This window comes from Sphingopyxis soli (assembly GCF_018682675.1).
Lineage (GTDB): Bacteria > Pseudomonadota > Alphaproteobacteria > Sphingomonadales > Sphingomonadaceae > Sphingopyxis > Sphingopyxis soli.
In genome coordinates, this window is the sequence record NZ_JAFMTR010000039.1 from 1 (window position 1) to 24,617 (window position 24,617).

Annotated in this window: 34 protein-coding genes and 1 tRNA gene; 9 read left to right on the forward strand and 26 right to left on the reverse strand. The window is 63.5% G+C overall.

Annotation, left to right across the window (positions count from 1 at the left end; all coding sequences use genetic code 11):
• Positions 1–59: 59 nt before the first annotated feature.
• Both J1N50_RS05210 and J1N50_RS05215 read right to left on the reverse strand, forming a co-directional pair.
• Positions 60–680: a glutathione S-transferase family protein gene (locus tag J1N50_RS05210; RefSeq protein WP_215350697.1), complete on the reverse strand. Its 621-nt coding sequence runs from the start codon at positions 678–680 to the stop codon at positions 60–62.
• A complete protein-coding gene (locus tag J1N50_RS05215; protein ID WP_215350699.1) occupies positions 677–1,612 on the reverse strand; it encodes a DMT family transporter in 936 nt (311 codons plus the stop codon). The genes J1N50_RS05210 and J1N50_RS05215 overlap by 4 nt, the downstream gene beginning before the upstream one ends.
• A 103-nt stretch (positions 1,613–1,715) precedes the next feature.
• Here J1N50_RS05215 and J1N50_RS05220 point away from each other — a divergent pair.
• Positions 1,716–1,791 (forward strand) — tRNA-Trp (locus tag J1N50_RS05220).
• 275 nt (positions 1,792–2,066) lie between these two features.
• On the opposite strand, the gene J1N50_RS05225 is transcribed toward J1N50_RS05220, so the two are convergent.
• From J1N50_RS05225 to J1N50_RS05255, 7 genes are all read right to left on the reverse strand, one after another.
• Positions 2,067–2,261, reverse strand: coding sequence for a DUF6961 family protein (locus J1N50_RS05225; protein ID WP_215350700.1), 195 nt, complete (start codon positions 2,259–2,261; stop codon positions 2,067–2,069).
• 442 nt (positions 2,262–2,703) lie between these two features.
• On the reverse strand, positions 2,704–3,192 hold the full coding sequence (locus J1N50_RS05230) for a Panacea domain-containing protein (protein WP_215350702.1): 489 nt from the start codon (positions 3,190–3,192) through the stop codon (positions 2,704–2,706).
• A gap of 66 nt (positions 3,193–3,258) precedes the next feature.
• Entirely contained in the window at positions 3,259–8,217 is a 4,959-nt protein-coding gene (locus tag J1N50_RS05235) for a thermonuclease family protein (protein WP_215350704.1), read from the reverse strand.
• A complete protein-coding gene (locus J1N50_RS05240; RefSeq protein ID WP_215350706.1) occupies positions 8,214–9,371 on the reverse strand; it encodes a hypothetical protein in 1,158 nt (385 codons plus the stop codon). The genes J1N50_RS05235 and J1N50_RS05240 overlap by 4 nt, the downstream gene beginning before the upstream one ends.
• Before the next feature lie 17 nt (positions 9,372–9,388).
• Positions 9,389–9,862 carry a hypothetical protein gene (locus J1N50_RS05245; protein ID WP_215350708.1) on the reverse strand — a complete coding sequence of 158 codons (474 nt, stop codon included), beginning with the start codon at positions 9,860–9,862 and terminating at the stop codon, positions 9,389–9,391.
• Positions 9,863–10,044: 182 nt separating this feature from the next.
• Positions 10,045–10,275 carry a hypothetical protein gene (locus J1N50_RS05250; RefSeq protein ID WP_215350709.1) on the reverse strand — a complete coding sequence of 77 codons (231 nt, stop codon included), beginning with the start codon at positions 10,273–10,275 and terminating at the stop codon, positions 10,045–10,047.
• A 230-nt stretch (positions 10,276–10,505) separates the two neighbouring features.
• On the reverse strand, positions 10,506–10,724 hold the full coding sequence (locus J1N50_RS05255) for a helix-turn-helix domain-containing protein (protein ID WP_215350711.1): 219 nt from the start codon (positions 10,722–10,724) through the stop codon (positions 10,506–10,508).
• A 134-nt stretch (positions 10,725–10,858) separates the two neighbouring features.
• Between J1N50_RS05255 and J1N50_RS05260 the strand changes: the two genes are divergently transcribed.
• The 5 genes from J1N50_RS05260 (at position 10,859) to J1N50_RS05280 (ending at position 12,545) form a co-directional block, all read left to right on the forward strand.
• On the forward strand, positions 10,859–11,275 hold the full coding sequence (locus J1N50_RS05260; protein WP_215350713.1) for a hypothetical protein: 417 nt from the start codon (positions 10,859–10,861) through the stop codon (positions 11,273–11,275).
• Positions 11,276–11,381: 106 nt separating this feature from the next.
• Positions 11,382–11,756, forward strand: a complete 375-nt coding sequence (locus J1N50_RS05265) for a hypothetical protein (protein ID WP_215350715.1) — start codon at positions 11,382–11,384, stop codon at positions 11,754–11,756.
• On the forward strand, positions 11,753–12,121 hold the full coding sequence (locus J1N50_RS05270) for a hypothetical protein (RefSeq protein WP_215350716.1): 369 nt from the start codon (positions 11,753–11,755) through the stop codon (positions 12,119–12,121). Before J1N50_RS05265 ends, J1N50_RS05270 begins: the two co-directional genes overlap by 4 nt.
• The gene (locus tag J1N50_RS05275; protein ID WP_215350717.1) at positions 12,118–12,390 is read left to right on the forward strand and encodes a hypothetical protein; all 273 of its coding nucleotides are present in this window, start codon (positions 12,118–12,120) and stop codon (positions 12,388–12,390) included. Before J1N50_RS05270 ends, J1N50_RS05275 begins: the two co-directional genes overlap by 4 nt.
• On the forward strand, positions 12,387–12,545 hold the full coding sequence (locus tag J1N50_RS05280; RefSeq protein ID WP_215350719.1) for a hypothetical protein: 159 nt from the start codon (positions 12,387–12,389) through the stop codon (positions 12,543–12,545). Before J1N50_RS05275 ends, J1N50_RS05280 begins: the two co-directional genes overlap by 4 nt.
• Before the next feature lie 53 nt (positions 12,546–12,598).
• Here the strand turns inward: J1N50_RS05280 and J1N50_RS05285 are convergent, their stop codons facing one another.
• The 10 genes from J1N50_RS05285 to J1N50_RS05320 form a co-directional block, all read right to left on the reverse strand.
• Positions 12,599–12,877, reverse strand: a complete 279-nt coding sequence (locus J1N50_RS05285) for a hypothetical protein (RefSeq protein ID WP_215350720.1) — start codon at positions 12,875–12,877, stop codon at positions 12,599–12,601.
• Positions 12,874–13,131: a hypothetical protein gene (locus tag J1N50_RS05290; RefSeq protein WP_215350723.1), complete on the reverse strand. Its 258-nt coding sequence runs from the start codon at positions 13,129–13,131 to the stop codon at positions 12,874–12,876. Before J1N50_RS05290 ends, J1N50_RS05285 begins: the two co-directional genes overlap by 4 nt.
• Positions 13,115–13,303 carry a hypothetical protein gene (locus J1N50_RS18065; RefSeq protein ID WP_425516930.1) on the reverse strand — a complete coding sequence of 63 codons (189 nt, stop codon included), beginning with the start codon at positions 13,301–13,303 and terminating at the stop codon, positions 13,115–13,117. Before J1N50_RS18065 ends, J1N50_RS05290 begins: the two co-directional genes overlap by 17 nt.
• Positions 13,221–14,084 (reverse strand): hypothetical protein, encoded by an 864-nt coding sequence (locus J1N50_RS05295; protein ID WP_215350725.1) that lies wholly within the window; start codon positions 14,082–14,084, stop codon positions 13,221–13,223. The genes J1N50_RS18065 and J1N50_RS05295 overlap by 83 nt, the downstream gene beginning before the upstream one ends.
• Before the next feature lies 1 nt (position 14,085).
• The gene (locus J1N50_RS17925) at positions 14,086–14,214 is read right to left on the reverse strand and encodes a hypothetical protein (protein WP_281414808.1); all 129 of its coding nucleotides are present in this window, start codon (positions 14,212–14,214) and stop codon (positions 14,086–14,088) included.
• Complete coding sequence (locus tag J1N50_RS05300; RefSeq protein WP_215350727.1) at positions 14,207–14,398, reverse strand: hypothetical protein; 192 nt, start codon at positions 14,396–14,398, stop codon at positions 14,207–14,209. The genes J1N50_RS17925 and J1N50_RS05300 overlap by 8 nt, the downstream gene beginning before the upstream one ends.
• Complete coding sequence (locus J1N50_RS05305; RefSeq protein ID WP_215350728.1) at positions 14,386–14,637, reverse strand: hypothetical protein; 252 nt, start codon at positions 14,635–14,637, stop codon at positions 14,386–14,388. Before J1N50_RS05305 ends, J1N50_RS05300 begins: the two co-directional genes overlap by 13 nt.
• Before the next feature lie 247 nt (positions 14,638–14,884).
• The gene (locus J1N50_RS05310; RefSeq protein ID WP_215350730.1) at positions 14,885–16,408 is read right to left on the reverse strand and encodes a DUF3987 domain-containing protein; all 1,524 of its coding nucleotides are present in this window, start codon (positions 16,406–16,408) and stop codon (positions 14,885–14,887) included.
• Positions 16,398–16,961: a hypothetical protein gene (locus tag J1N50_RS05315; protein WP_215350732.1), complete on the reverse strand. Its 564-nt coding sequence runs from the start codon at positions 16,959–16,961 to the stop codon at positions 16,398–16,400. The genes J1N50_RS05310 and J1N50_RS05315 overlap by 11 nt, the downstream gene beginning before the upstream one ends.
• Positions 16,958–17,284, reverse strand: a complete 327-nt coding sequence (locus tag J1N50_RS05320; protein ID WP_215350734.1) for a hypothetical protein — start codon at positions 17,282–17,284, stop codon at positions 16,958–16,960. Before J1N50_RS05320 ends, J1N50_RS05315 begins: the two co-directional genes overlap by 4 nt.
• Positions 17,285–17,325: 41 nt before the next feature.
• On the opposite strand from J1N50_RS05320, the gene J1N50_RS05325 reads away from it, so the two are divergent.
• On the forward strand, positions 17,326–17,481 hold the full coding sequence (locus tag J1N50_RS05325) for a hypothetical protein (RefSeq protein WP_215350736.1): 156 nt from the start codon (positions 17,326–17,328) through the stop codon (positions 17,479–17,481).
• Positions 17,482–17,495: 14 nt separating this feature from the next.
• On the opposite strand, the gene J1N50_RS05330 is transcribed toward J1N50_RS05325, so the two are convergent.
• The 3 genes from J1N50_RS05330 to J1N50_RS05340 form a co-directional block, all read right to left on the reverse strand.
• Complete coding sequence (locus J1N50_RS05330) at positions 17,496–17,690, reverse strand: helix-turn-helix transcriptional regulator (protein ID WP_215350738.1); 195 nt, start codon at positions 17,688–17,690, stop codon at positions 17,496–17,498.
• A gap of 160 nt (positions 17,691–17,850) precedes the next feature.
• Positions 17,851–18,678 (reverse strand): hypothetical protein, encoded by an 828-nt coding sequence (locus tag J1N50_RS05335; protein ID WP_215350739.1) that lies wholly within the window; start codon positions 18,676–18,678, stop codon positions 17,851–17,853.
• Positions 18,679–18,779: 101 nt separating this feature from the next.
• A complete protein-coding gene (locus J1N50_RS05340) occupies positions 18,780–20,105 on the reverse strand; it encodes a tyrosine-type recombinase/integrase (RefSeq protein WP_215350742.1) in 1,326 nt (441 codons plus the stop codon).
• A gap of 262 nt (positions 20,106–20,367) precedes the next feature.
• On the opposite strand from J1N50_RS05340, the gene J1N50_RS18070 reads away from it, so the two are divergent.
• Positions 20,368–20,706: a phage integrase central domain-containing protein gene (locus tag J1N50_RS18070; protein ID WP_425516931.1), complete on the forward strand. Its 339-nt coding sequence runs from the start codon at positions 20,368–20,370 to the stop codon at positions 20,704–20,706.
• Positions 20,707–20,761: 55 nt separating this feature from the next.
• Here the strand turns inward: J1N50_RS18070 and J1N50_RS05345 are convergent, their stop codons facing one another.
• The 3 genes from J1N50_RS05345 to J1N50_RS05355 all read right to left on the reverse strand — a co-directional run bounded on the left by J1N50_RS05345 (position 20,762) and on the right by J1N50_RS05355 (position 22,570).
• Complete coding sequence (locus J1N50_RS05345) at positions 20,762–21,280, reverse strand: nuclear transport factor 2 family protein (RefSeq protein ID WP_215350744.1); 519 nt, start codon at positions 21,278–21,280, stop codon at positions 20,762–20,764.
• Positions 21,281–21,291: 11 nt separating this feature from the next.
• Positions 21,292–21,693, reverse strand: coding sequence for a GlcG/HbpS family heme-binding protein (locus J1N50_RS05350; RefSeq protein WP_215350746.1), 402 nt, complete (start codon positions 21,691–21,693; stop codon positions 21,292–21,294).
• A gap of 64 nt (positions 21,694–21,757) precedes the next feature.
• Positions 21,758–22,570, reverse strand: a complete 813-nt coding sequence (locus J1N50_RS05355) for an SDR family oxidoreductase (RefSeq protein ID WP_215350748.1) — start codon at positions 22,568–22,570, stop codon at positions 21,758–21,760.
• Positions 22,571–22,786: 216 nt separating this feature from the next.
• Here J1N50_RS05355 and J1N50_RS05360 point away from each other — a divergent pair, with 216 nt between their 5' ends.
• The gene (locus tag J1N50_RS05360; RefSeq protein ID WP_246553143.1) at positions 22,787–23,674 is read left to right on the forward strand and encodes a helix-turn-helix transcriptional regulator; all 888 of its coding nucleotides are present in this window, start codon (positions 22,787–22,789) and stop codon (positions 23,672–23,674) included.
• A 70-nt stretch (positions 23,675–23,744) separates the two neighbouring features.
• On the opposite strand, the gene J1N50_RS05365 is transcribed toward J1N50_RS05360, so the two are convergent.
• Positions 23,745–24,587, reverse strand: a complete 843-nt coding sequence (locus J1N50_RS05365; RefSeq protein WP_215350750.1) for an oxidoreductase — start codon at positions 24,585–24,587, stop codon at positions 23,745–23,747.
• Positions 24,588–24,617 lie beyond the last annotated feature (30 nt).

The following is a 24,617-nucleotide window of genomic DNA, read 5'->3' on the forward strand; positions in this document are numbered from 1 at the left end:
ACGAATGTTGGAATTACCTCAAAGAGGCCGGGTATGTTGCAGATTAAATGCACGACGCTCTAGCCCTTCTGCCGTTCCCGCGCTCGCTTGAACCCGTCGCGCGCCATGCACCGGTCCAGCCACGCCTTGGTCGCATCGCCCAGCACATCGCTGGCACCCAGCGTCGTCGCCAGAAAGGCGGCATAGCCGATCGCGATATCGGCGATCGTGAAGCGTCCCGCGACGAGCCACTCGCGCCCGTCGCCTAGCGACGCCTCGATGCTCTTCGCGCGCCCGCCGAAGAAGGCCTTGTAGTCCTCGACTGCCTGCGCCAGCCGCCGCTCTTCGGGCTCGACGCGCGTGTAGCGGATCATGATCGCGAGAGGGAAGGTCAGCGTTGCGTCGCTGCGGTGCAGCCAGTTGCGCGCATCCCAATAATCGGCCTCGTCGCGGCGCACCTCCAGCGGCGTGCCCTCCGCGATGCGTTCGCAGATTGCGGCCGATTCGGTCATCAGCCGCCCGTCCTCGACCCAGCCGGGGATCGTCATCAGCGGGTTGACCGCGCGGTAGCCGGGTTCGAACGCGCGCGGGGGGAATTTGAGGAGGCGCAGGTCGACCTCGATCCCCGCCTCCTCGACCGCCCACAGGCAGCGCAGCGAGCGCGCATCGGCGCAGTGGTAGAGGATTGGCAGAGTGGTCATGCGGCGACTTCCTTCGGTCGGTCGATATGGCGGCGATGCTCGCGCCAGGCGATGAACAGGCCGCTCGCGACGATCAGCGGCGCCCCGATCCAGGTCGTGTCGGCGGGCAGGGTGCCGAAAAACCACCAGCCGCACGCGATCGACCAGAGCAGCGCCGAATAATCCATCGGGATGACGACCGCGACCGGCGCCAGTCGCAGCGCGCCGGTCAGCGACATCTGCACCACCGCCCCCGAAAAGCCGAGCCCGACGAGGAGCAGCCATTCGTGCGCGCTGTGCGGCGTATAGACGAAGGGCAGGGCGATCCCGAGCGGGATCGTCGACAGCAGGCTGAACCAGAAGACGATCGTCGCCGCAGGCTCGGTGCGGCCGAGGTCGCGCACCGCGATGGTGATCAGCGCGGTCATCACCGCGCCCGCCAGCGCGATCAAGGTTCCCATCCCGTGCGCGCCGCCGAAGCCCGCGGCAAAGCTCGCGCCGGGGTTGAGGACGACGAGCACGCCGACGAAGCCGACGATCACCGCGCCCCAGCGTTGCCAGCCGGTTTGCTCGCCGAGCAGGATCGCGGCAAAGATCACCGCGAAGATCGGTACCGAGAGGTTGATCGTCGTCGCCTCGGCCATCGGCAGAAAGATCATGCCGCCGAAATTGCACGCCATGCCGGTCAGCCCCATCATCGCGCGCCGCGCGTGCGCGCCGATGCGCTGCGTCTTCAGCGACGCGAAACCGCCGGTCGTCGCGCGAATCCAGACGAGCAGGAAGGGCAGGACGAGCGCCTGCCGCCAGAACAGGCTCTCGGCGAGGTGGATGCCCGCCCGGTCGATATATTTGACGAGCACGAACATCAGCGACAGGCTCGCCATCGCGAGCAGGCGCAAGGCGATGCCGCCCAGATAATGTTGCGGCGGGCCGGAAGAGGGTGCAGCGGTCATGCCGTTTCCGCGCATATCAGCCGTGCCCTGATAGGCAAGCCGTCATCCCCGCCGATCTTGCTTGCCCCCGGGGTTCAATCGGGCTAGGGGCGCACTCCGGCCTAGGGGTATAGCTCAGCTGGTAGAGCATCGGTCTCCAAAACCGAGGGTCGCGGGTTCGAATCCTGCTGCCCCTGCCATTATTTCAATGGCTTAGCCGGGAAGATGAGAGGTTGAGCATCGCGCTCCCTCTCTGGATAATCACCAGATAAGCGCCAGAATCATACGAGGGCCGAAAGCGCGATCCGGAATGATTTCGCGAAGGCGCCCCCGGCAGTAACCTGCGAAACCCCACCCATCTCGCCTGTGCAGTTAGTGCAGTTTGTGCAGTTAGATGTCGGCCGCGCCGCTGAGTGCAGTGAATTTGAAAAAGCGCCCCCGGCACCAACCCCCAAAACCTCCGAAACCCCTCCGACTACATCGGCAGCGGCCGCTCCCCGGTCCAGAGGAGCGACAACTTTTCGGCAATGGCTTTCCAGCGCTCCACTCCGGCAGCGTCCCCGGCGATGGCAAGCGCGCCAATCCGAGACGCGATGAAAGCGGGCGCATCGTCGCCGTGCTGGCGCTCGATCAGCAGCGCGCAGGCCCAGAGTTCGCGCTCCGGTGTCATGTCGAAGCCGCACAGCGCTGACGGCAGCGGCTGATGGGACTAACCCCCCGGGTATAGGTTGTGGTCATGATCGAGCCAAACCACATGAAAGGTGTCATCGATTAGAAGTCCATGCACTCTGCCGTGTTCGTTTGCCGTCAATGCAAATTGGAATGCCGTGTATGCTTCGTATTGCTCGGGCAACCCGAAACCCTTTGGTCTAGAGGTGCCTTCCCACGATATTGTATGGTTTCTGACCGACTTCCCTTTTGGGGCTACGAACTCGCCGACCGTCCAAGATGAAATGGCCTTGAGCCTCGCCATTAGCGTTTGCACATATCCATCACGAAATGAACGCGGACACAGTTCTTCGTCTGATTCGTCGAAGAGCTGAAACGAGAACCTAAGCGGCGCATCGGTCGGAGAGACCTTTTTTATCCCGCTGTTGCTTGGCCCGGCTGCTTTAGATTTGTGAATTGCCATGCATCGAACGGTAAAAGTGCTTGGTCGTTTCCTTGGAAATTGTTGCCGAGGATGGCGCCGTGGGAGGCAAATCGCCGCGGGCTGCGATCCATGGTAGCTCCCTATGTGTCATCAACTCCAAAGCAACGGCAGTTTCAGGACCGAACACGTCAACGACTTCGTCGAGATGGGCTGACAACTTCTCCGAGAGCTGCGGCTTGTCGATGTCCTCCGTGATAGGGCGCCATTGGTTCGGTTTGAACCGGTGATACTGCGAAAGAAGCACAGGGCCATGAACCCAAGCTTTGAACTGCTCAGCGAACAGCTCCTCGTCATATAGCGCCAAATGCCATGCATCGGCATAATACAGCAGTTTCTGAAGCTTCAAATTTGTCAGGTTCTCGCCGCGCTCGCGACATTCGGAAACGAGGTAGTCCGCGATTTCATAGGGGCGGCGCTCCGCCTGCGACATGTGCGCAATTGTGACCATGCCAGCCTCCTTAATCGTGTGGCTCTATATGCGGAGTCCTAAGAACATGCAAACTGGCGCCGACCATCAGCGATCCAGCACGAACCCCGCAGGCGGGGGATCGAGAACGAAGCCATCAGGCAGGCCCGAGGAATTCGGATTTCGGCGCTTCCTTTCGGGCCGCACGTCGTCCAGCGGCTCACCGCCGAGGACGTGGGCCTTTGCCTCTTTCCGTGCTGCCGTGACGGCAGAGCGGATTTCTTCGGCCTGATCCTCTTTCGTCATCGCGCGATATTCCGGCGTAGCCATGAGTTCGCCGATCCACTTGCGGGCGAGTTCGCCTGCGACGGGCTGGAGCCGGTCATATTGCTCCGGCGTCATATCGCCCTTGTTCGGCTTAGAAATGGTCGCCCCGACGCGCAGCGCCTCATTCGTGATAGGGTCTTTCTTGTCGGTACTGGTCCAGATCGGTGAGAGGATATCGGGACCGACGCCGCCCTCGCTAACGATAGGCTGGCCCCACACGTCGCGCTTCGGCAGGAGTTCGTCAGACTGCCCCGGCATCCGCGAGGACATATAGCTGCCGATGTCGGGCGTCTCGCGCATCGTGGGATCGACGACGCGGGTAAGCTGCGCCGATCCGGTGGGGACCGTGGCCGCTCCGATCAGGCGCTTGATGAAGTTGCCCGAGTAGCGTTCGGGGTCTTTGATGGCGTCCAGCGCGTCAGTGATACCTGAGAGCCAGGTCCGGCTGGCAAGGTTCGAGACGACGGTGGCGGCATAGAGCGCGGCCTTTTCGTCCCGGTCCTCGCCCATGTTTTCGCCCATCGTTGCGATATCAGCGGCGGTGCCGAACGTCATGGCGAACGGGTCCAGCCGCTTGTAGCTGTAGTAGGTATCGCCGATCTTGATGCTGTACGGCTGCCAGCCACTTGCCATCAGGAGGCGGAGCTTGTTCTCGTCACTCGGGACCGATCCGGTCACGACGCCTTGTGCGGCGAGTTCTGCGATCACTGCCCCCACGCCGGAGCCGATCATCACCTTTGCAATCGCCAGATCACGGCGAGCGCCACCGGCTGCGATATCCTGCCGCCATTCCTTGACGAAGGGCGCGAGCGGAGAGCGTTCGGCCGTGAACTTGATCAGGTTCGTCGGGGTGCGGATGAAGGGCAGGACGGCTTTCAGTGTGGGATGGTCCTGCGTCATTCTCGAAAGTTTGCCCGCAAGGCCATCGCCCAGCGGACGCTGGAACGTGAGGTAACGGGCATAGTCGAACGACTGATCGAGCATTTCGTCGGTCGGGTTCGCCAGCAACTCGGCCGCTCGCTCTTTCGCGGCCCGCCCCTTTAGGCCTTCCTTGCCTGCCTGCCGCACCGCGAGGCCAGAAAGCTCCATGCGGCTCGCAACCGCTTTGAAAAATTCATCTTCGGCAGTCAGGAACGACGTCGGGATGCGGAGGATATCGCCCTTGATACCGGGGACGGCCTTCTGCGCTTGCGCTTCCACCTTCGATACGAGGTCGGCAGGCTGGCGATCGGTCAGGCCCTTCCAGACCCCGCCAAGGCCTTCGCGCGACAGGATCGGGGCCATCTCTCCACCGGGGCCGCGAGCGCGGAAGCCCCGCCCATATTCCCGCAGCCCTTCCTTCATACCCTGCAACATGCCGACGGTGCGGGCGCCGACTTCGGAGAACAGCACCCGGTCGGACGCATCTCGCTTGAGCCCGCGGCGAACTGCGCCGACACCAGCGGCAACCGCATGTTCGGGAAGCTGGCCGACACTGGTCATCGTGTTCGACAGGATGTTGACCATATGGGTCTGTGGACCCGAGAGCAGATAATTGTACCAGACCTCTTGCACCCGATCCGAGAACTTGGGCTTGCTCGCCTTCTCGACAAAGCGGTTGAGGTTGGCAGGGTCGCGCTCCAGCTCGATGATCGCGTCTGCGGCCTGCTTGATACGCTTCGGGCTGCCCCCGGTGTTGACGAGACCATCCAGAACGCGACCGGGAAGGTCGCGGCTGTTCGCCGTCATGCGGAACTGCTGGAGGGCGCGGCCCGCTTCCGCCGTCATGCCGCTGACCGCCTCTTGAATCGCGGTATGGCGGACAAGGGCCTGTTGGAACTGCGCCATCGCTTCCGAGCCGGGATCATCGCCGAGCGAGCGCAGCCGCTTCGCCATGTTGACCAGCTCGCTCGACGATTTGCCGAGGATGACCCGGGCCGCATAAGCCTCTTCGGCGCTGAAAGCCTGCCCCTTGCGGCGGGCGAGCAGATCGTCGGCGGTCATCCCGAGGTCTTGAGCGAGCGCCTGCGTCTCGGCATGGCTGATCTTGCCCCGGCGAGCCGCATCGAATCCGCCTGCCACATTGTCGGCAACCTTGAGCGCCTGTCCGATGTCCTGCGGGGTGTCGAGCTTATCGACCCGGACGTTGCCGACCTTCGACACGACAGCGTTGGTCCAGTCGTCATAGGCCGTTGCTGGAGGGGTGTTGGCGACGATATCGTCATAGGAGGCGGGCTGGCCCATGTCGTCGGCGAGCGGCGCTCCCTCCTGTCGCGACCGCTCCACCGCATACCGCTGATCGCGAGCCGCGTTGAATGCGTCAATCTCGGCGAAGTCGTCGGGGCGGAACGTCCGATTGACCCCGCGATACGTGTCTCCCAGCGCGGTCACAAACTCGTCAATGGTCGGTCGCGTGGCATGATCCAGGAAATAGCCCGCTTCCCATGCCCGTTGCGCCATATCGTCCAGCGTCGAGCCGCTGTCGTCGTTCAGGAGCGGGCCTAGGCGGTTCTCGCCCCCGGTGAAGTCATCGCCCTTTCGCGGGGCGTTCGACAGGCCAGCAGCCTTTAGCTCGCCCCGGAAGTCTGCAACGCCACCCTCTGACCGAACGAACGCTGCCAGATCGAGCGGACCTTTGCGGGTTATCAGGTTGTCGGGATTCGCGCGCGAGGGGAACTGGCGCGGCGTCAACAGGTCGCGTTCGTTCGGTGCGCGGACGTTGGGGTATAGGCCTTCGCTGATCCGACTAAACTCGTCGAGCGATTGAACCTCATTGGCGGGGCGGGGCAGAATGTCCCCCGGCTCAACCCGAGCAGTCGCAGCGCGCACCATCGCGTCGGTCGGACCATCGAGCAGGCGCGTCGGCCGGTTGGTGTTGACGTCGATCATGTCGCGAATGCGGGGCGAGGACAGGGAGGGCAGCGAGTTATCCGCCCCCATGTCCATACGGCCCGCGAGCGGCGCGTCGAGAACGAAGCCCTCGGGCGGATAGTCCGCCACATCGATCCAACTGCGTTCACGCGGCCCGCCGCCCATCGTAGGGGCAGACGGCACCCGCTCACCCAAGGCAGGCAGGGGAAGGGGGCCATCGCTCTGCGGGATATTGAGCCTATCGATCGTGCGCGGAGCCGGGACGTCGCTGACGACGCGGGCAGGGGCCATGTCGGGGACCATGCGACCGCCCGTAACCTTGCTGACGCCCTGCTTGATGAGAGGGCGCAATAGCTCCTCGCCCTTGCCGAACGCGAGTCCGAGCGTGCCGCCGACCGTGGCATTCAACGGGACATTGGCGAGGCGCTGCAAGGGCGTACCATCACCCGAGGCATACCCATACAGCCCGCCCTCCACCGCACCGGCCTTCGCCAGATTGCCCACTCCACGGACGCCATTGGCGAAAGGCAGGAAGATGCCGCCGACCACTTGGCCGCCAGCACGGGCATAAGGGTGGCGGGTTTCGTCATAGTCGATGATGGCGCGGTTCTGGCGCAGATTGTTGCGGTAGATGTCGCCAAAGGACCGGTCGCTGTTCCAGATCGTTTCGCGATGCTTGAAGCTCTCAGGGCCGTTCGTAAGCTGCTGGGCGGCATCCTGCATCCAGACCGGGGCCGTCGCATCGACAACCCCGCCCAATTCGTCGAGAAAGCCCAGCGTATCAGCGAAGCCTCGCCCGCCTGCTCCCTTGGCACCATCGCCGGGGTTGATGATGGGGATCGGGACGTTCGGATTTTCGCCCCGCGCCCGCGCTGCATAGAACGCATCAATGTCGCGAGGGTCGAAGCTCAGCCCGTTCACGTCGGCAAACTGGCGGACGGAATCGGGTGTGGACGCCGGATCGCTCAGGATGGCGTTGTAGGCCTGCTGGACCTCAGGGCGCAGACCGGCAAACCCGTTCGCCAGGTTGAAGTCCCGAAGCGCCTGCTGGTCCCATGCCGAATAGTCAATCGTGCCATACCGATTGCCTTTGCGGACGCTCTCTAAGAACTTCTCGTCAGCGGGTGCCGAGCCGGGGTAGCCTTTCCCCGTCCAGTAGCTATCAAGGTCAGCCTGCCCGAAATCAGGTCTGCCGACATTGCTGGCAAGGAACCGATAGTAATCCTGCTCTTGCTCATCGGTGAGGCGCTTGAGGTCCGGCTTAAATTCGGGGACGTCGCTGGTCCAGACCGCCTCTTCGTCGGGGCGCAGCTTGGTTCCCCACCGTTTCGCCGAGCGGTAGATATCAGGGGACATATACTCGGTCGCATGGGCGCCCTGCCGGTTGATGCGGGCAAGGCGTTCGTCCTCCATGTAGATCCCGCGCCGCGCCGGGTCTTTGTCCATAAACGACGGCGCCGCCAGTGCCGTGCCGCTGAGCAGCGAGGTGCGCGCCGGATCGGTGAGACCCTGCCCAAGGGTGACGACTGGACGGCCATAGGAGAAGTGCCCCGTCCCGAACGCCGGTTGCGACGGGCGAACATAGCTCATGAGCTGGTCGGTCGCCATCTTGCCGAGGTTGATCGGCGGCTGACCCTGCCGATAGCCCATCTGCCCGCGCTCGAAAGCATCGAGCCCGAACAGGCGGCCGGTGAGGGTGGGGTTAAGCTGGATCGTGTCGCCGTCCACGACCTTGCCCGTCGTGGTGTAGGTTGTTCCGACGTCGCGAATGTCACTGCCGCCCATGTAAGGATCGAGCTTCACCTTGCCACCGGGGCGGGTGCGGGGGCTATCGAGCTTGAAGCCAGAGGGCGGGGCGTCGAGCTGGAAGCCGGGAGGCGGGTTGCTCATCGTGCAGGCACCCACTTGCCGCCGCGATAGACCACCTTGGCGCCCGTCTGCGGATTCGTGGCCGTCTGACCTTCACGGATGCCGCCGGGGGCGCCTTTGCCGCCTCCAGAGCCACCAGCGCGGCCCGTAGAGGGGCGGGGGTGCGTGTCGCGGTAAGTCGGCATCCCGCGCAGCGACATGCGGTTGCCCTGCCGGACCCCTTCGATGCCGAGGCGGTTTTGCTGGCGCACGCCCTCCAGGCCGATGCGGTTGGTCTGCCGGTTATCCTCTTCCAACATGGCGTTCGCCGTCGCGGTCGGGCCGCTGTGGCGCAGCACATAGTCGGACATGAGGGTTTCATATTCCGGCGTCCCCGGCTCGGCACCGAGAGAAGCCGCATAATCCTCCGCCTCGCTCGGGGCCACGTAGAGGGTCTGAGATTCCCCGGTTGCCGGGTTGTAAGAGAAGCGGCGATTGCCGACCGTGGCGTAATCGGGCTGGTTGTTCCGGTATTGCCACTCCTGCGCCTGCTCGGCGAGGCGCTGATTGTGCTGTTCACGGTCCTGCCGGAGTTTCCACATATTCTGCGCGTAGATCGGAGCCTGCCCATTGAGGCCGAGCAAGCCGTCGCCGATGATCCCGGCGAGCATCCGCCAGTCGAAGCCCTTCTTGCCGGGGCCGTTCGCATCCATCGGAGCGCCGCGATTGGCGATCTTGTCAGACATGGCCGCAGCGCCAACCGTCGGGGCGGACTGCCCGAACATGCCGGGAGGCATGGGGTATTTGGGGCCGCTCGCGATCATCCCCCCTCGCATGGGCGGGGCAGGCGTCAGGGGCGAGGCCTCCAGCGGCTGCGTCGTGTCGCCGTTCGCAACCCGCGTTCGTCCGCTGGTCTGTGCTAGGGCCTTGGGAAGCTGTGCCATCAGTTCAGGCCCGAGGGTCTGTTGCCAGTTGGCAGGCGGGGAAGGGGCCTGATCGATCGGAGGTGGCGCGCCCGTCATGTCCAGCGGCTGATTCTCCTGATCGGCAAAGCGGGGACGGAAGCCACCAACGGTCGATGTGCGGCGCGCCGAGGCCCCGAACAGGCCGCGAGGGATATTGGGAGAGGGGAAGGACAGAAGGCCCATAGGATCGAGCATTGCGGCTTCCTGCGGGGTACGAGGCTGGCGTTGCATACAGGCTTATCCTTGTTTCAGGCGAATGCAGCGGCGCCGAACGCCGGGGCGAACGCAGCGCGGTAGAATTTGGCGAGGGCCATGATTTCGGGGGTCGCCATGTCGGCAGCGGTGTTGAGCGTCTGCATCAGCTCTGCGGCGTTCGACGACGGCAGCAGCTCGGTCGCGATTTCCAGAAGGCCAATCGACTGCGCCGCCCAATCGTTCGCGCAATCGTCAGCGTCACAGTCGGAATAGACCTTGGCCAGATGGCTACAGTGATCGGCGGCCAGCAGCAGCGCATCGGGAACGCCCTGCGAGGCCGCTAGGCGGGCATAGGTCAGGCCCTCAAGGGATGCGACAATCTCGTCCGCCTCTTCGTTGATGACCAATTGGCGGGCAGCATAGGAAAGCCGGAACTGCGCCTGCGCATCGCCAGCAGCGGCAAGGCGTAGGTCCGCAACGTGCTGGCGCGTGTCGTCGCCGACGGAATCGTCGTGGGCTGTGAGCATGATACTCTCCGCGATGTAGGGGACGGCTGCGACCGGCAGCGGAATAGCTGGCGGGGTCTCGGCGACAGTAACGGCTTACCAGCCGCAGCCTCGCGGACAGTAATGCAGCAACTAATCGAAAATGTCAATCATTTAGGCGATTTCAATCGTCGCCCTCGATTTGTCTGCTATGGTTGAACCGGTCAGACGAACTGCGATGCCAGAAACGCCAATCCTGCTGTCCCGAGGGCGATCCCCGTCGCATTCGCGGCCTGAGAGAACCATTCCAGAGTTGGGGTCTTGCCAGCGCTTTCAGCCTTGCGCTTTGCTTCATCGGCTCGGAACCAGAACACCGCCGCGCTTATGGCGGCAAGCGCCGCAAGCACGTAGGCCATGTTCACCATTGCTTGCGCGAGGTTGGGGTTGCCATCCATAGGGTCGGTTTGTCGCCGATCAGCTCGAGCGCGTCAACAATCGCCCTGGCACTGTCTTAGAACGGGATCGCCGCGCGCTCGATGCCGTAGCCCCGAGCCAACGCCCCCACACGTCGCGGCTTGCTGCGGTCTATCGGCGTGGGTCGCTAACGCCGAATCCCCCTGTCAGCTAGGGCGGACTGATTCAACAGGATCGCGAGAGCGTCAAGATATGGGCGCACCGCCGTGTTTTATTCTGGGACAGTGACCCCGATACGACCAGCCCTGCGCGTGAAGTCAGCGCCAGCGTCGGCGAGCGCCTTTAGGATCGCGTCAACGGAAGCAGCCGCCACGGCATTGCCGGATTCGAAGCGGGCAATCGTAACGCGAGAAACGCCGCACTTCTCCGAAAGGATATCGGCCGAAAAGCCAAGGCCCACGCGGGCCATTTTGCATTGTGTCGGTGTCATGCCCTTACAAATAGTATCAAAGGGGCTTGACGTCCAGCATTAACTGCCTTTACAAACCATATCACCAAGGCCAGAAGCCAAGGCGGACCGAGGCGGGATTGCAGTCCCGTCCCGGTCCTATCGCAACCCTTGTAGTGAAGGGATACGACATGGGAGCCAATAGCACCCCTGCGCCCGGTGGCGCCACCACGTTTACCACGAAGAATGACAAGGCCATTATCGAGGCCAACCAACGCCGCCTTGCCGCATATGCGGAACTGGATCGGCTGGCAACGAGTAGCGTCGACAACCGCTCGCCCGACGAAGAAGCCCAATGGGCGATCATCGACGCCGCCGAAATGGTTCTCATGACGTCGGTAGCCACCACCCCGCAGGGATTGGAGGCGCAGCTTTGGACGGCCCTGCATAACCACTATCAGGACGCCGAGCCCGCCGAGGCGGCGAACCGCGCCGATCTCGACTGGTTCAACGCCAAGCACGAAGAATTAGACTGGACGGACAAGTTGTTCGTCGCGGCGCTGCGGAGTGTCCGCGCTATGGGTGAAGCATGAGCGCCCGTCGGACAGAGCCGCTCCCCAAGGGTCCGGTTATCGCCGTCGTCGCGGTCTTGGGCTGGTATGTGTCCATGATCGCCGACCTTGCCGCACAGGTGCTACAATGACGCGCCTGTCCATCCACATGGGACGGGGGGCCGAAAGGCTCCCCGCTTCCATCGCCCTCGCGCTCATCCCGTCATTACCGCGCCGCCAGCTTGAACGGCTGGTGCAAAAGCTGATCGACGGCATGGACGAGGCCGACGGCGACACCGATCGCGAGCCGGAAGAGGACGACCACAGCCATAGCGAAGATGACTTCGCCATCGCACCGAATGATGATGGCGCTGGCTGCCCGTTTAGCGATCCCGACGTCGGCGTTGACGATATCGGAGAGCCGAGCGGCGACGAGGCCGACGGCAACAACATCTTGGACGACTGGCCGCAGGGATACGAACCGCCCGCATCCTTCACGCATAAGTGGAGTCGGGAGCCATGAGCGCCGCCGTCGTGAAGCTGCCCACGGCAGCGCGCCGACAGGTGCCGCAACGCTGGAACAAGCACACCCGCGCCGCAGCGATGGAGCTTCGCGAGGAACATGCGGGGCGCTTCCCCTACATGTTCCCCGCCGAACGCGCCGTCCTGCATCTTGCCGACTTCATCGAGAACAATCCGATCACGCCGGAGCGGCAAATCCTCATGGCGCTGCTCAGGGCCGTGGACCTCGACTATGATGCTCGGCTCAAGCTGGCGATGGACGTCGTTGGCGATCCTACGGCAAAGCATATCGTCGAACTGGCCTTCGCCGACACCAGCAAGACCCTGCACGTCCAAAGCGTGTTGCGGCGTCGGGGGCTGCTATGATCGGCGACAGGGTTCCCGCCCCCGGCCTCAACGCGGGACTGGTCAAGCGCATCAACGCTTTCTTGCGCGAGGCCGACATGCCGCCGAGCGTGTTTGGCCGTTCGGTCGCTCGCGATCCGCGATTGGTCAGTGACCTTCGCAATGGTCGCGAGGCTGGCCCGTCGCTGGTCCGGCGCGTCGATACCTTCATGCACGATTGGCGCAGGGCCTACGAGGCGGGCAAGGTGCATCGGACAGGCGACCGGCGTTGCAGGAGGGAGGCGGCATGAGCGCCCGTCAGCAGCGCCCAGAGCGGCAGACGCTTACCCGGCACGTCGACAGCAAGCCCGTTCGCCTCGTCGCCAGCAATGACGGCGAGGACGTCGGGGAAATCATCCTGCCAGCGCCGAAGGGAGGTCAGCCGACGCGCTACAGGGTGAGCTAGCCCGACCCCCAATGGGAGATGAATACTGGGCAGCGAGTTTCGAATTGCTGCCCTTACCGTTGCCGTTCCCGCTCAGCACGCTCTGCCAACCGCTCAGCTACGAGTTGCGCAGCCAGATCGGGCGGGGGCAGATCGCCGCGCCGCACACATTCCTGAAACTCTTGCCGCGTCATCGTCCGCAGCCGCTCTATAGTCCACGGCAACGGGGCAGCGTCCGATAGGGCAACCACCTTGTCCCGCACAGCGGCAGGCAACCGCGCCAGCTTTTCAGGATCAGCGGCAATGTCCTCGATAGCCTGCCGACAGGCGGCCCGCATTTCGTCCGTCGTCATCGCTTCGCCCCTTCCGGTACGATGTAGCCCGCGCGCGTCTCGCACCAGCGCACAAGATCGCGGCACAGCTTGCGGCGCTTACGGAGAGCCTTCGCTTCCCGCTGCGTCTTTGCCGCCGCAATAGCTGCGTCGAGCTTCGGGATCATGGCGCGGCAGTCCTGCGCCATCTCATAGGGGCCGCGCGCAGTCTCGCCGGTCACTTCGGGGACGAGTATCCGGGAAGGATCAAGGGCATGGTCAACAGGCATGGGCATCCCTCACAATCTTGAGCGCACGGCTGACTTGCCGCCGCAGTTCGACAGCCTCGTTCGTCTCGCCGCCGTGACGGTAATTTCCGTTGCGCTCACCCTTCGGCGCTCCGGGTGACTTGCCGCCGTGACGGGCGCATCTTGTCCGGCCCCTCAACGCAGGGCAGCGACACGACATTCCGGCCCGGTTCCTCGCCCCGCAAAGAGGTGCGTCCGTCAACAATTTCGGCAGCGGGGGTGTCGTCGCGTCCATGGGGTTGCCCGCTGTTTCCTGCTGAGGCCCTGCCGTGGTGGTGGTCGTGTCGGTGTGCATGGATATGGGTCTCCTTCGTGACTTTGATCGACTGGCGCGTCGTGCGCTTCCTGCCTTTGAGGGATTGCATCGTTTCGGCGAGTTCGGCGGTCGCCCCGGCAAGGCGCGCCGCGTTCGACACCGTGCGCGATTCATGGGGATATTTGATGCCCCGCGCCGTGACCTTCATGGACAGGATATGAAGCCCGACCATTTGCGCGGCGACCATCGCCTGCACCTCGTCTTTCGGCCTATGGGCGTTGACGAGCGCGAGCATGGCCGAGAACTCGACTTCACTCATCCGCCATTGCTTGGCCTCCTCGTCCCATATGCCCTTGCCGCACATCTCCTGTAGCTGCGACAGAAACAGGTTGATGACCGCATTCGACCGGGTGCCGAAGGCGTCGGCGAGCTGGAGCGCCCACAGGCCGGGATCGCTATGCGGCGAGGTCATTTCCTCTTCGTCCAACCCGGCAGGCTCAAACATGATGTTCGGGGGGTAGGGGCGCTTCCAGACGCGGGCCTCTGCGCCCTTTTCCCACTCCCGCAACTCGGGTGACGGATCGGGGCGATTGCGAGCTTGGCGTCGCGGTCGTGCGGCAACATCGACAGTGGCAGGATCGATGCGGCCCAGCACGCCGAAATTTTCGGGAATATCGGCCGACATTTCAGATCCAGTCGTCGAGAGAGGTGTCGCGACGATGGTCGGGCAGCCAGTCCGGCAACCAGCCATCGTCGTCGAAATAGGGATCGAGCGTGTCGCCGTCCGGCGTCCAGTCGGGTTCATCGTCATTCATCGGGAATGTCTCCGATCACTTCGACATGCGCGATATGCTGGAGCAGCAGGAGGTCGATGAAGCCGCTTGCGTTGGGACGCTTCCAGAACACCTTGTGCAGCGCGCCCATCTGGACGTTCCAGCCTTCGCGGTCGAACCACACGCGGATTGTCCGCGCAGGGCGGATAGGGATCACATTGTCCATGGCAGCACCGCGTCGGCAGGGGCGGGGTCCGGATAGTGCCAGCGCCGCTTGCCGGTCAGGGATTGCGTTGCGTAGAGCCGCGTCTGATCGCCGCGCATCTCCCGCAGCAGGATGCAGGCGCGGTTGAACTCGTCCCGGCGCCCACCGATCCATGCCGCGAGGCACTGCCATTGTTCGTCGGCGCTGATCCCGAACAGGTCGAGCGGGGTCCAGCCCTGACTCAAGGCGTCGGCAGCCACGCCGTGATGAGCGAGCCATCGAGCATCCGTGACAAAGTTACGCCAGACCGCTGGCGGCATACCCCGCGGCAATGGCATGGACTTCATGCGATCCACCCCATCCAGAATCCCGATCAGTTCCTTTGCCCGTGCGTCTGAGGGCGTTTGGTCTGTGCAGTTAGGGCTGTTAGTGCACTTAGGGGGGCTAACTGCACTAACAGCCCTAACTGCACAGCCGCTATCTATCTCCCTCGCAAGGTCCAGCCACTTACCCATCGACCGCCTCCAACGCTTTCGGGTTGACGATGAAGTCGGAACGCTGGCGCCCGTTGGTGTCACCTTCGCGCGACGGAGCAGGGCGCAGCCAGTCCGCCTCGGTGAGCAGCTCAAGGGCCGCCTTTACCGCGTCCGCTGTCTTGAGGCCGGGAAGCCGCCAGTGCCGCCGAATATCCCCGGCGTTCACTTGCTTGGCCTTATGCTTGACAATGTAGCGGGCGAGCGTCGCCGCGTTGCGCTCGACAGCGGGCAGCGCGGCGTCGCCATAGACCCGCAGGGCCATCGGCTTGATATAGTCGTCGGCAAGTTCGAGCGCGGCGGCAAGCGACCAGTGGGAGACGTTTACGGGCTCGGGCCCGCCAGCATCGGCCCACCGCAGATATTCGATGACGAGGGCAAGGCGTAGCGCCGTCCCCGGCATCTTGCCAACAGTCCCCTTGTAGAGCGGACCAGCGTCATCAGCGTCGGCCTGTTGGACCTTGCCCCAATTCTCGAACAGCGCAGCAGCCTGTTCGGTAAGCGGCAAGGTGACGGGCGCGCGCTCGCCATGCTCACCCGAACCCCATGCAAGGCCGTCCAGCGATCGGTAGGCGCATTCGAGACGGGAATTGTCCGGCAGGCTGGTAGGGCGGCCGAAAGGCACCTTGTCGGGCCAGCACCATAGGAAGCGAGCGACGAGGCCGTCATCGACGCCGCCGAGCAGATCGTCGCTCAGGCGGTCGGGCTGAATACCGCCGACGACAGAGACGCCCGAGAACGGGAGGCTTACCGGCTTCCCGGCATTCTTGAGGCGGTCCACTACGAACGGGCGACCGCCATAGGCTTCCAGCCAGAAGGCGCGATTGCCGTTGCTGTATTTGTCGAAGTTCAGCCACCCGGCGAGTTCATCGCGAACCATCAACGTGCCAGCGGGATTACCGGACAGGATGACGGCGAGTGCCTCAACAGTCGCGTCCTGCACAACCGGACGGCGGCGGACAGGTTCTTCGGGGAAGATAGCCGCTTCGGGAATCGGAGGCGTCGAATGCCCTTCCTTCGCCGCCTCTTTCACCGCTTCCTGCCATGCTGCCTTTTCGGCTTTGGCGCGCTCGGTATCGGCTTCCCATTCCCGGAGCGCGGCCTTGTGGTTCTCGGCGTCGTCGCGTTCGATCAGGCGCATCGGGCGGGTTGCCCGGTCGAGCGCGGGCGACTTGTTCGCCGAGGGATCGCCGACCATCGCTACCCACAAGATCGAAGGCTCCTGCCAATCCCCCCAAGGGCAGACGCGGCGCTTACCGCCGATCAGGGAGGCAGCGGCAGCCAGTACCCCGACCGCGACGTAATCGACCGGAGCGCCCGCGGCTTCCGCCAGATCGGACAGGACGGGCCATAGATCGCCGAACGATTCTTGAGGGAGAGCTGGAGGTGAGCGGCGGCCCGCGTCTATGACGCTGCGGTCGGGATCGGCCCACAATTTTGGGTGAGGCTCGCGGGGTGTACCCCACGTGGCGTCTATAGAGGCAATATCACGCAGCATCGCGATAGGTTTCCTTCAAATTCAGGGTGATTTTCGGGATCGGGTTCGGGCGCGAGAGATACAGTCGCACAGCCCTTGAGAGCCGGACGGTATCGACGCGCAGCTCGGGCCAATCGCGAAGCGGAGAAAGTTCGTGATACGGGGCGGCCCAGTTGAGCACGCAGACGGCTTCACCGCCCGCTGCCAGCCAGTCCAAAGGGGTGGTGACGAGATCGAGAGCGAAGTCTTTGACGCAGGTGTCCATCAGGTCCGCGCCGAGCAGGACGGCGAGGCCGTTGCGATGAAACCACACATCGGGCCGAGAGGGCTTCATGGCGATTAGATCGACAATCTCGCCGCGCTCGTAGCAGGGGATGATGAGGTGCGGCGTACCGCTGTCATCCGGCCACCAGAGCCGGTCATCGCCGTGGCAGGCCATCGCTACCCCGAAAGGCATCTGCCGTTCGCCGAGGCCAGCGAGGGCGGCAGGCGGCACGCCAGCCCCGAGCAGCGCGTCGATATGGCGCTGGCCGACGTCGGACACCGCCTGCTGCATCTCCTGTTCGAGGTTCATAGGGATTTCTCCCACTGAATGCGGACCTCGATCAGGTGCAGCCATTCCGACTGAGCAGTCGTCGGCGTCGTCCGGCGTTCCCGAATGTTATGAAGGAAGCTGTTTTCGCTCTTCGACAGGCGACCCCCGCCAGAGGCGAGGCAGAGCCACGCGCGACGCTGGTGATCGAGAAGCTCCTTGCGCCGGACGATTGCCTTGGTGGGCTGGTTCGCTTCCATGCGTTCCACGGCAGCAAGGGCAGCATTGCGCTCGCCCTCGCTGTCCGTCTGCGCGGCAAGGTGCTTGGCCGCTTCGATGCGGCGACGACAACGATCATCGATCATGCCGACACCCCCTGCCGCCCTTCACGACGGCGGCGCTGGCGGTGCTGGAACGCGATGACGTCGGCAATGATGCGCTCACCCCAAAGCTGGAGGCGGCGCGCTTCTGCTGCGTCCATCTCGTGAAGGGCGGACAGCTTGGGCAGGGTAGGAACGCGAGTTCCGGCTTGCTCCCCGTCGCGGTGGGGACGACCATTTGAGACCCGCATGGAGGTTATGCCGCAGCAAGTTCGCTGGTCGATGCGTGCACCGCTTTGCTCGCCCATGCGTCGAGATCGGCAGTCGCATACACGACCGCTCGGCCGCCGAGCTTGCGGAACGTCGGGCCGTCGCCGCTGTAGCGCTTGTTCTCAAGAGTGCCGGGAGCGATGCCGAGGTACTTGGCAGCTTCGGGAGTGCGAAGGTACATTTGCCGTCCTTTCAGACTTCCGTGGCGCACCATTGCGCCAACGGGGACGGCAGTTGAGTTATGTGGAGAAAAGCACTCTGTGAAACCGTGCTACGGTAGCAATCGTGCGGAGCATGACAGGCGTATGATGGGTGTCACCCTAGAAAAAATGCCTGAAAACCTAACGCTTACGGGTGCTACCCGGCTCAGCGCGACCCTTTCTCGCTTCCGGCCACCTTAGCGCCTTGGCTAGTGACTTGGCCCATGTTTCCGTAATGTCAGAGCCATCATTGCCCGCCCCGCTGGTTAATCCAAACTTCGGGGCTTCCCTCCGCAATATGTCACCCAATACCTCAGGCTTGGTGCGCGTGTCGGACGTAACGCCTTCTTGCAGACTGACTTCGATCATGAGCCGGAGATAGGGCGAAAGGCTTTCGAGCGGGATCGAGCCGACTGTTGTCTCTCTCAAGGGGTTGAGTGGAAAGGCATCTGCGAGTGCTGCGGCATCGACATAGACATACCACGCCGCCCTCTCCCGCCAGATGTAGCCTCGCCGACGTAAGTTGCCACCGACGGTGTTCCAGTCTTTTACGAGTTCGCCATCGGGCACCCGGCGCGGATCGTTGGCGCTGCCGTCGGCATACCAGAAGGCCGGGACACGCGAATTAATGATCGCCCCGAAGAGTGCGCTTTTAGCCTCGATAAGGCGGGCCTTCCGAGCATCATTTAGCGCCGCCAGTTCCGCAAGTGGGGGCAGGCGCTTCATGACTTCAGCGGCAAACGCCGAGCTCTCGGCGGCGCGCCTCTCTGCGGCTTCCTTGAAGCGGGTTAAGATAGCCGGGTCCAGCGGCTTTCCTTTCCTGATGGGGCTTCCGAGTGTTGGAGACGCTTTCGGAGCGTTCGCCGTGGGAAATTTCTTCTGCACCTCGGCGTCGATGTCGGCCTGTCGGTCGAGGAACGTGTATTCCGCGCGAGCCAGTTCAGACCCAGCCCATTCGTCTTTATACAAATGTTCCCCGACGATCGTTACAGCGCGCGCCCAAGACACATACCGATCAGCAAGCCGCGGTGCACCTAATGCACTGCGTTCGAGCAAGCGATGCGAGGGATTCATGCTGCCACCTCACGAAGCTGGACGACATTCGCGCCGCCCGATGTGATCGCGGCGAGGCGCTGGCCCCACTTGGCGAAGGCCGCGCGGCGCTCGTCCTCGAACTCGAAAACCTGATAGACACCCTTGAGGCCGCTCTTGGTGTGCGTGACGTGGCCCAGCATCCTTTCGATTACTTCAGGCGCAACAGCGTCGATCTGGCAACCTCGGGCTACAGTGCGGCGGGTGTCATGGACGACGAAGGCGGGCAGCTTCACATCGTCAGGCTGCCCGCCGGCCTTTTCTATTTCTTTCTTGGCGATCTTGAGCATCGCGGCATCGAGGCGGGACTTGGCTCGGGAGAAGCCGCTGACCGGGGTTTCGCCATTGGTCGAGAACATCAAATCGCACTTGTCGATGCGCGGCAGCGCCTGGATGATTTCGACAGCCTGCGGGCTGAGCGCCACCCAATGCGGCTCATCGTTCTTCATGCGCTCTTTCGGGATCAGCCAGTTGCCGCCCTCTAGGTCGATTTCAGACCAGCGACCCTCCGCGACTTCGCGCAGACGGAGGCCCGTCAGCAGGAGCAGGCGATACATTGGCCCGAAGGGCGCGCCCAGGTCGTCGCAGGCGAGCCACATCAGCCTGAGTTCGTTATTCCCGATAAAGTCCGACCGCTTACCCCCACCTTGGGGGCGCGCCACGTCGCCGAAAGGCGAGGCCGAGGCCGGGAACAGGCGGCGATGGCTGGTGTGCGCATGAGCGAAGATCGACCGAAGCGCCGAATAGGCCTTCATGGCGGCCGAGCTGGCGCGTTCTCCGGCCTTCGCGATGCAGTCGTTGATGTCGTCGGCGGTGATAGAGGGCAGGGGCGTTTCGCTGAAGCAGGGCGTCAGGTCGCGCTCTATGACGCGCTCCTGTTCCTGCCAACGGCGCAGGGTCTTTTTCGATGCGGTGACATAATCCGCGGCGATCACCGAAAAGGCGAGCTTGGCGAGCTTGGCCTGCTCGCGGTCGCGTTCCTCCCGCTCGCGGCGCTGTTGCGCCAGTGCGGCCTTCGCCGCGTCGAATGGGTCAACGTCGCGCCGCACCTGTTCGAGCAATTCCGCTGCCCGGTCCCGCGCTCGCTCCGCAGTCCACGGAGAGCCGTGCTTGCCTATGGTCACCCGCCGGGTCTCGCTGCCGCGTCCGCCCATGCGATATTGGATCAGGTAAGACCTTGCGCCCTTGTCCGTGACCATGACTCCAAAGCCCTTGAGCGTGTCGTCCCACAGATAAGCGCGCTTGCCCTTCGGCGGGATCGCGACCCCCTCTACGCTGGTTTTCTTGATCTTCCCTGTCGCCATGGCCGGTACCCCTTGGATAAGCACCGGAATATCACGCTACCGTGGAGTTGAAAAGGCTTCCGTGGACATAAAGGGAAACGAGGCGCGAACGAAAGGTGAAGCCATGGGTTTGTGTGGAGCCGCGAAGGCACCCGGGGAGGGTGAGCGCAGTTCTCCAAAACCGAGGGTCGCGGGTTCGAATCCTGCTGCCCCTGCCAGGCCGGGGTCCCGGAGGGATCCAGCAGGGACCAAGAGGTTCCGGAAAATTCAATAAAACAGTGGCATGGTGAGTGGGTTGTCCCATCGCATCCCACTTGCTCCTCTTGCAACCCAGACCGGTTGTTGTCAGATTGCTGGCATCCAATGCTCGATTGTCGGTACGCAGATTTCCGGCCGTCGGAAAATTCGATGTCGCCGAGATCACGCCGCGGCTGATGTTGGAAGCGCTTCGGAAGATCGAGCGCGCGGGTCGATCGAAATGGCTCGGCGGATCAAGAGCCATTGCAGCGAGATATTCCGCTACGCTATTCCCGATGGACGCTGTGACAGCGATCCGTGCCGCGATCCCGGTCCCGCCATGATGGAGGCGGCACCGGTCAAACATCGCACAAAATTGCTGTGAGGGATTTGGCCGCATTATTTGCGAAATTTCACGGCGACGGCGGTGCGCGGCCTAGTCAGCTTGCCTTGCGTTGGACCATTTTTGAAGCAGGCGTGACCCGCGTCCAGAGATCGTCGAACGCATGGGCGTCGAAAAATGCGAAGGCCCGCACGATCCGCCCATCTTTCAGCGTCAAAATCCACGCATAGCTGTTGACGTAGGGTCGTCCGTCGCGCGCGGTTCCGGCAGCGTCGAAATGTGCGACCACCGTGTCACCATCGACATAGAGCGAATGGACGCTGGGGATCAGCGGCTCCTTCATCCGCGCGTTGAACGGCCGGATGACCTCGCTCATAAACGCTTCCTTCGAGGGATAGGTCTTGCTCGCAAGCGAGTTGCCCGAAATCGTCCAGACCGCGTCGTCGGCGAGCAGGTCATAAGGACCGCCGGTCCCCGCCGCCCAGGCATCCATCGCACGGGCTATCGTTGCGCGGTTGGCATCGACGTCGCTCGTCTGCGCTGCCGCTTTCGCCGTCATCGCCACGGCTGCCAGCGCGATGGCGAAGCGGCCGACATGGCTGATCCAGTTGGTCATCGTCTCTCTCCTCAATCGAGCGCCGCAACGGCAGCGGTTGCCACTTCAAAATCCTGGTCGACCATGCCGCCTGACACGCCGACAGCGCCGATCAGCTTGCCATTCGCGTCTTTCACCGGCACGCCGCCGGCAAAGACAATCAGCCCGCCGTTGGTGCGGTCGAAGCCGGGCGAGGTGCCGCCGGGCTTGACGAAGTCGTAAAGCGCCTCGGTGTTGAAGCCGAAGAGCGCAGCGGTGCGCGCCTTGTTCAGCGCGATGTCGGCCGAGCCCAAAAACGCGCCGTCCATACGGATGAAGGCTTTAAGGTTCGCGCCGTCGTCATAGACGGCGATGTTCATCGGCACCCCGATCGCGTCGGCCGCCTTGCGGGCGGCGGCGATGGCGGTGTCGGCCTGTTCCTGGGTAATGCTCATCTCGAAAATCCTTTCGGGAATGAGCCGACCGCGGCGGGGGAAGGCCACGGCCGGCAGGTCGGGGTCAGATCCGGTTCTCCCAGGCGTCGAGCTGGTGCTGTTTCAGCATGTCCTCGATCGCCTTGGGCATCACGTTGCGGAACTTGCCTTCGTCGGCGGGAACGACCTCGATCATGCGATCGATCAATTCCTGCGCGTCCATCTTGCCTTCGGGGGTGGCGAAGAAATCGTCGAAGCCCTTGCGCAGATCGGCGCGCTTGGTGAAGTTCACGCGGTCGTCGAGCCAGCGGAACGGATTGTCCGCCATCGTTTCGTTATAGCCGGTGTAATAGGCGCCGGGGTTGATCGTCTGGACCTTGACGCCGTAGGCGGCGAGTTCCTGCTGAAGCGCCTCGGCGACCGATTCCAGCGCATGTTTGGTCGATACATAGGTGCCCCAGTTCGCCGGGGTGAACAGCCCGCCCATCGACGAGGTAAACACGACCTTCTTGCCTTCGGCGGTTCCTTCGCGGACCCAGCGCTGGACGACGCCCTGCGTCAGTTCGAGCGGCAGGAAAACATTGACCTCGAAATTCTTGCGGACGAGGTCGAGCGGAATTTCCCAGACGGGGCCGGCTTCGCCCATGCCGGCATTGTTCCACAGAATATCAAAGTCCCACGTCTGGGCCTGACGAATATCGTAGGGGTCGGTCAGATCGAGGCGTTCGACGCGGATTTTGTCGCCGAGGCCCAGCGCCGCGACCTCTTCGCGCAGCGGAGTGACCTGCGACGAGACCTGCACCGTCGCGATGATATTGTGGCCGTTGCGCGCCATGCCGATCGCAGCGCCCTTGCCGAAGCCGCCAGCGGCGCCGGTGATGAGGATGGTCTTGCTCATATCTAATCTCCTTTGGCTTTCACTCGTCGGCGCGGGAATGCGTCCGATGGACTGGAGATAGATCGGCGACGGGCGCTGCGCCGTTCGCGGTTTGCGGCGATTGTTCCGAAATTGCGGTCACGATGTCTTCGTGGCAGGATTTGGCTGCTTATCGATTCGTCAGGCTGCTGTCGGAGGGGTTCGGGCAGGATGTACGCGGCGCTTGCCAATCCTGTATTGAAGGAATCCGAGGGTGCGCTGGCGGGGATGGCGCGCATCCTCGACCGGCCGCCGGTCACGATGTCTGACGGTCTGCGCGGCGACACTCTGCTGACCGGTCGCTGGCAGCATGGGCCGGTCCATGACACGCTTGCCGCTCTCCCGACGCATGTCATCGTCGCGCATCATGGCGGCGACGGCGACATGGCGCTGCGCGCTTCGGGGGGAATCAATATCCGCGCCCGGTCGCGCGTCGGCACAATGGTGATCATTCCGCGAGGGCAGGACGGGCGCTGGGACATCGCAGGCCAGTCGGACGTCAGCCATGTCTATCTCACCCATAACCGGCTGGCGTCGACAGTTGAGGAGCTCACGAACGGACGCGATTTCGACCTGCTTCACCGCGTTGCTTTCGAGGATCCGACGGTCGTCAATCTCGTCACGATGCTCAGCAACGAGGCGGCATCCGGCGAGAGAAGCTCGCGCCTCTTCGTTGAACAGGCCATCGACCTTCTTTGCACCCAGCTGGTGCGCGGCCACTCGACCTTCGGCGCGCTGGCCGATCCCGCCGCGCGGCGCGGCGGGCTGGCCGACTGGCAGGTGAAGCGCGTCGTCACCTATATGCGCAGCCGGATGGAGGAAGAGATCGGCCTCGACGAGCTCGCCGCGCTCGTCCATTTGAGCCGCTTTCATTTCTGCACGGCGTTCAAGAAGGCGACGGGCCGCAATCCGCATGAAACGCTGACGATGATGCGCATCGCGCGCGCCAAGGAAATGCTTGCCGACCCTGATATGCCGGTGACCGAAATCGGCCTCTGCGTCGGCTACCAGACGCCCTCTTCCTTCGCGGCGAGCTTCCGCAAGACGGTCGGCATGAGTCCCAGCGAGTTCCGGCGGCGGTTGTAGAAAACGGAGTTGCGCCGCTCTCGATGGGAGAGAGCGGCGCAACGCTTTGGGGCCGGGAAGAACGCTTCAATCAGGCCTGGTCGGCCGCCGCGAAATCGGTCGACACCGAAATTGCGCGCCACTTCGCGACGATCTCCGCGTCCGCCGCATGTTTGGCCTCGATCGCTGCGACCGTGTCGCTGCCAAGCGGCAGGCGCACCGGCGGATTCGCGGCATCGGCGAAATCGACGATCACCTGGGCGAGCTTGTCGGGATCGCCCGGCTGGCCATGGTTTAGATCGGCGGCGACGCGGCGCACGCGCCCGGCGGTTTCGGCATAATCGGCAATCTCCCTGCCGCTGACGGTCAGCGAGGTGGCGTCGAGGAAATCGGTACGGAAATAGCCGGGCTCGACCACCGTTACCTGGATGCCAAGCGGCGCGAGTTCGGCGTGGAGCGCCTCGGACAATCCTTCGACTGCGAACTTGGTCGACGAATAGACGCCGAAGCCCGCCGCGCCGCGATAGCCGCCGATCGACGAGATGTTGAGGATGCGTCCCGACCGCTGCGCGCGCATTGTTGGCAGTGCCGCTCGCGTGACATTGAGCAGGCCGAAAACATTGGTGCGAAAGACGCGCTCTACATCCTCCGCGCTTGCTTCCTCGACCGCGCCGAGCAACCCGAAGCCCGCATTGTTGAGCAACACGTCGATCGACCCGAAGGCTTCGACAGCCGCGGTGACCGCCGCGTTCGCTTGCGCCTCGTCGGTAACGTCAAGCGGCAACGCCAGCAACCGTTCGTGGTTGCCAAGCGCCTCGGTCACGGCGTCGGCGCGGCGCGCGGTCGCAACGACATTGTCGCCCTGCTCGAGCGCCAGTTTGGCGATGCGAAGCCCGAAGCCGCGCGATGCGCCGGTGATGAACCAGGTTTTCATGTTTGTAACTCCTCTGCTGGTGTTGACAGA

Excerpts from the sequence above, each read along its gene's own strand:
- J1N50_RS05320 (WP_215350734.1), bottom strand. The coding sequence starts at position 17,284 with ATGATCGATGATCGTTGTCGTCGCCGCATCGAAGCGGCCAAGCACCTT.
- J1N50_RS05270 (WP_215350716.1), top strand. The coding sequence starts at position 11,753 with ATGAGCGCCGCCGTCGTGAAGCTGCCCACGGCAGCGCGCCGACAGGTG.
- J1N50_RS05275 (WP_215350717.1), top strand. The coding sequence starts at position 12,118 with ATGATCGGCGACAGGGTTCCCGCCCCCGGCCTCAACGCGGGACTGGTC.
- J1N50_RS05330 (WP_215350738.1), bottom strand. The coding sequence starts at position 17,690 with ATGTACCTTCGCACTCCCGAAGCTGCCAAGTACCTCGGCATCGCTCCC.
- J1N50_RS18070 (WP_425516931.1), top strand. The coding sequence starts at position 20,368 with ATGGTGAGTGGGTTGTCCCATCGCATCCCACTTGCTCCTCTTGCAACC.
- J1N50_RS05250 (WP_215350709.1), bottom strand. The coding sequence starts at position 10,275 with ATGGATGGCAACCCCAACCTCGCGCAAGCAATGGTGAACATGGCCTAC.
- J1N50_RS05225 (WP_215350700.1), bottom strand. The coding sequence starts at position 2,261 with ATGACACCGGAGCGCGAACTCTGGGCCTGCGCGCTGCTGATCGAGCGC.
- J1N50_RS17925 (WP_281414808.1), bottom strand. The coding sequence starts at position 14,214 with ATGAATGACGATGAACCCGACTGGACGCCGGACGGCGACACGCTCGAT.
- J1N50_RS05265 (WP_215350715.1), top strand. The coding sequence starts at position 11,382 with ATGACGCGCCTGTCCATCCACATGGGACGGGGGGCCGAAAGGCTCCCC.
- J1N50_RS05300 (WP_215350727.1), bottom strand. The coding sequence starts at position 14,398 with ATGGACAATGTGATCCCTATCCGCCCTGCGCGGACAATCCGCGTGTGG.
- J1N50_RS05310 (WP_215350730.1), bottom strand. The coding sequence starts at position 16,408 with ATGCTGCGTGATATTGCCTCTATAGACGCCACGTGGGGTACACCCCGC.
- J1N50_RS05245 (WP_215350708.1), bottom strand. The coding sequence starts at position 9,862 with ATGCTCACAGCCCACGACGATTCCGTCGGCGACGACACGCGCCAGCAC.
- J1N50_RS05355 (WP_215350748.1), bottom strand. The coding sequence starts at position 22,570 with ATGAGCAAGACCATCCTCATCACCGGCGCCGCTGGCGGCTTCGGCAAG.
- J1N50_RS05365 (WP_215350750.1), bottom strand. The coding sequence starts at position 24,587 with ATGAAAACCTGGTTCATCACCGGCGCATCGCGCGGCTTCGGGCTTCGC.
- J1N50_RS05350 (WP_215350746.1), bottom strand. The coding sequence starts at position 21,693 with ATGAGCATTACCCAGGAACAGGCCGACACCGCCATCGCCGCCGCCCGC.
- J1N50_RS05280 (WP_215350719.1), top strand. The coding sequence starts at position 12,387 with ATGAGCGCCCGTCAGCAGCGCCCAGAGCGGCAGACGCTTACCCGGCAC.
- J1N50_RS05215 (WP_215350699.1), bottom strand. The coding sequence starts at position 1,612 with ATGACCGCTGCACCCTCTTCCGGCCCGCCGCAACATTATCTGGGCGGC.
- J1N50_RS05210 (WP_215350697.1), bottom strand. The coding sequence starts at position 680 with ATGACCACTCTGCCAATCCTCTACCACTGCGCCGATGCGCGCTCGCTG.
- J1N50_RS05240 (WP_215350706.1), bottom strand. The coding sequence starts at position 9,371 with ATGCAACGCCAGCCTCGTACCCCGCAGGAAGCCGCAATGCTCGATCCT.
- J1N50_RS05345 (WP_215350744.1), bottom strand. The coding sequence starts at position 21,280 with ATGACCAACTGGATCAGCCATGTCGGCCGCTTCGCCATCGCGCTGGCA.
- J1N50_RS18065 (WP_425516930.1), bottom strand. The coding sequence starts at position 13,303 with ATGTCGTGTCGCTGCCCTGCGTTGAGGGGCCGGACAAGATGCGCCCGT.
- J1N50_RS05230 (WP_215350702.1), bottom strand. The coding sequence starts at position 3,192 with ATGGTCACAATTGCGCACATGTCGCAGGCGGAGCGCCGCCCCTATGAA.
- J1N50_RS05235 (WP_215350704.1), bottom strand. The coding sequence starts at position 8,217 with ATGAGCAACCCGCCTCCCGGCTTCCAGCTCGACGCCCCGCCCTCTGGC.
- J1N50_RS05295 (WP_215350725.1), bottom strand. The coding sequence starts at position 14,084 with ATGTCGGCCGATATTCCCGAAAATTTCGGCGTGCTGGGCCGCATCGAT.
- J1N50_RS05255 (WP_215350711.1), bottom strand. The coding sequence starts at position 10,724 with ATGACACCGACACAATGCAAAATGGCCCGCGTGGGCCTTGGCTTTTCG.
- J1N50_RS05290 (WP_215350723.1), bottom strand. The coding sequence starts at position 13,131 with ATGCCCATGCCTGTTGACCATGCCCTTGATCCTTCCCGGATACTCGTC.
- J1N50_RS05285 (WP_215350720.1), bottom strand. The coding sequence starts at position 12,877 with ATGACGACGGACGAAATGCGGGCCGCCTGTCGGCAGGCTATCGAGGAC.
- J1N50_RS05340 (WP_215350742.1), bottom strand. The coding sequence starts at position 20,105 with ATGGCGACAGGGAAGATCAAGAAAACCAGCGTAGAGGGGGTCGCGATC.
- J1N50_RS05315 (WP_215350732.1), bottom strand. The coding sequence starts at position 16,961 with ATGAACCTCGAACAGGAGATGCAGCAGGCGGTGTCCGACGTCGGCCAG.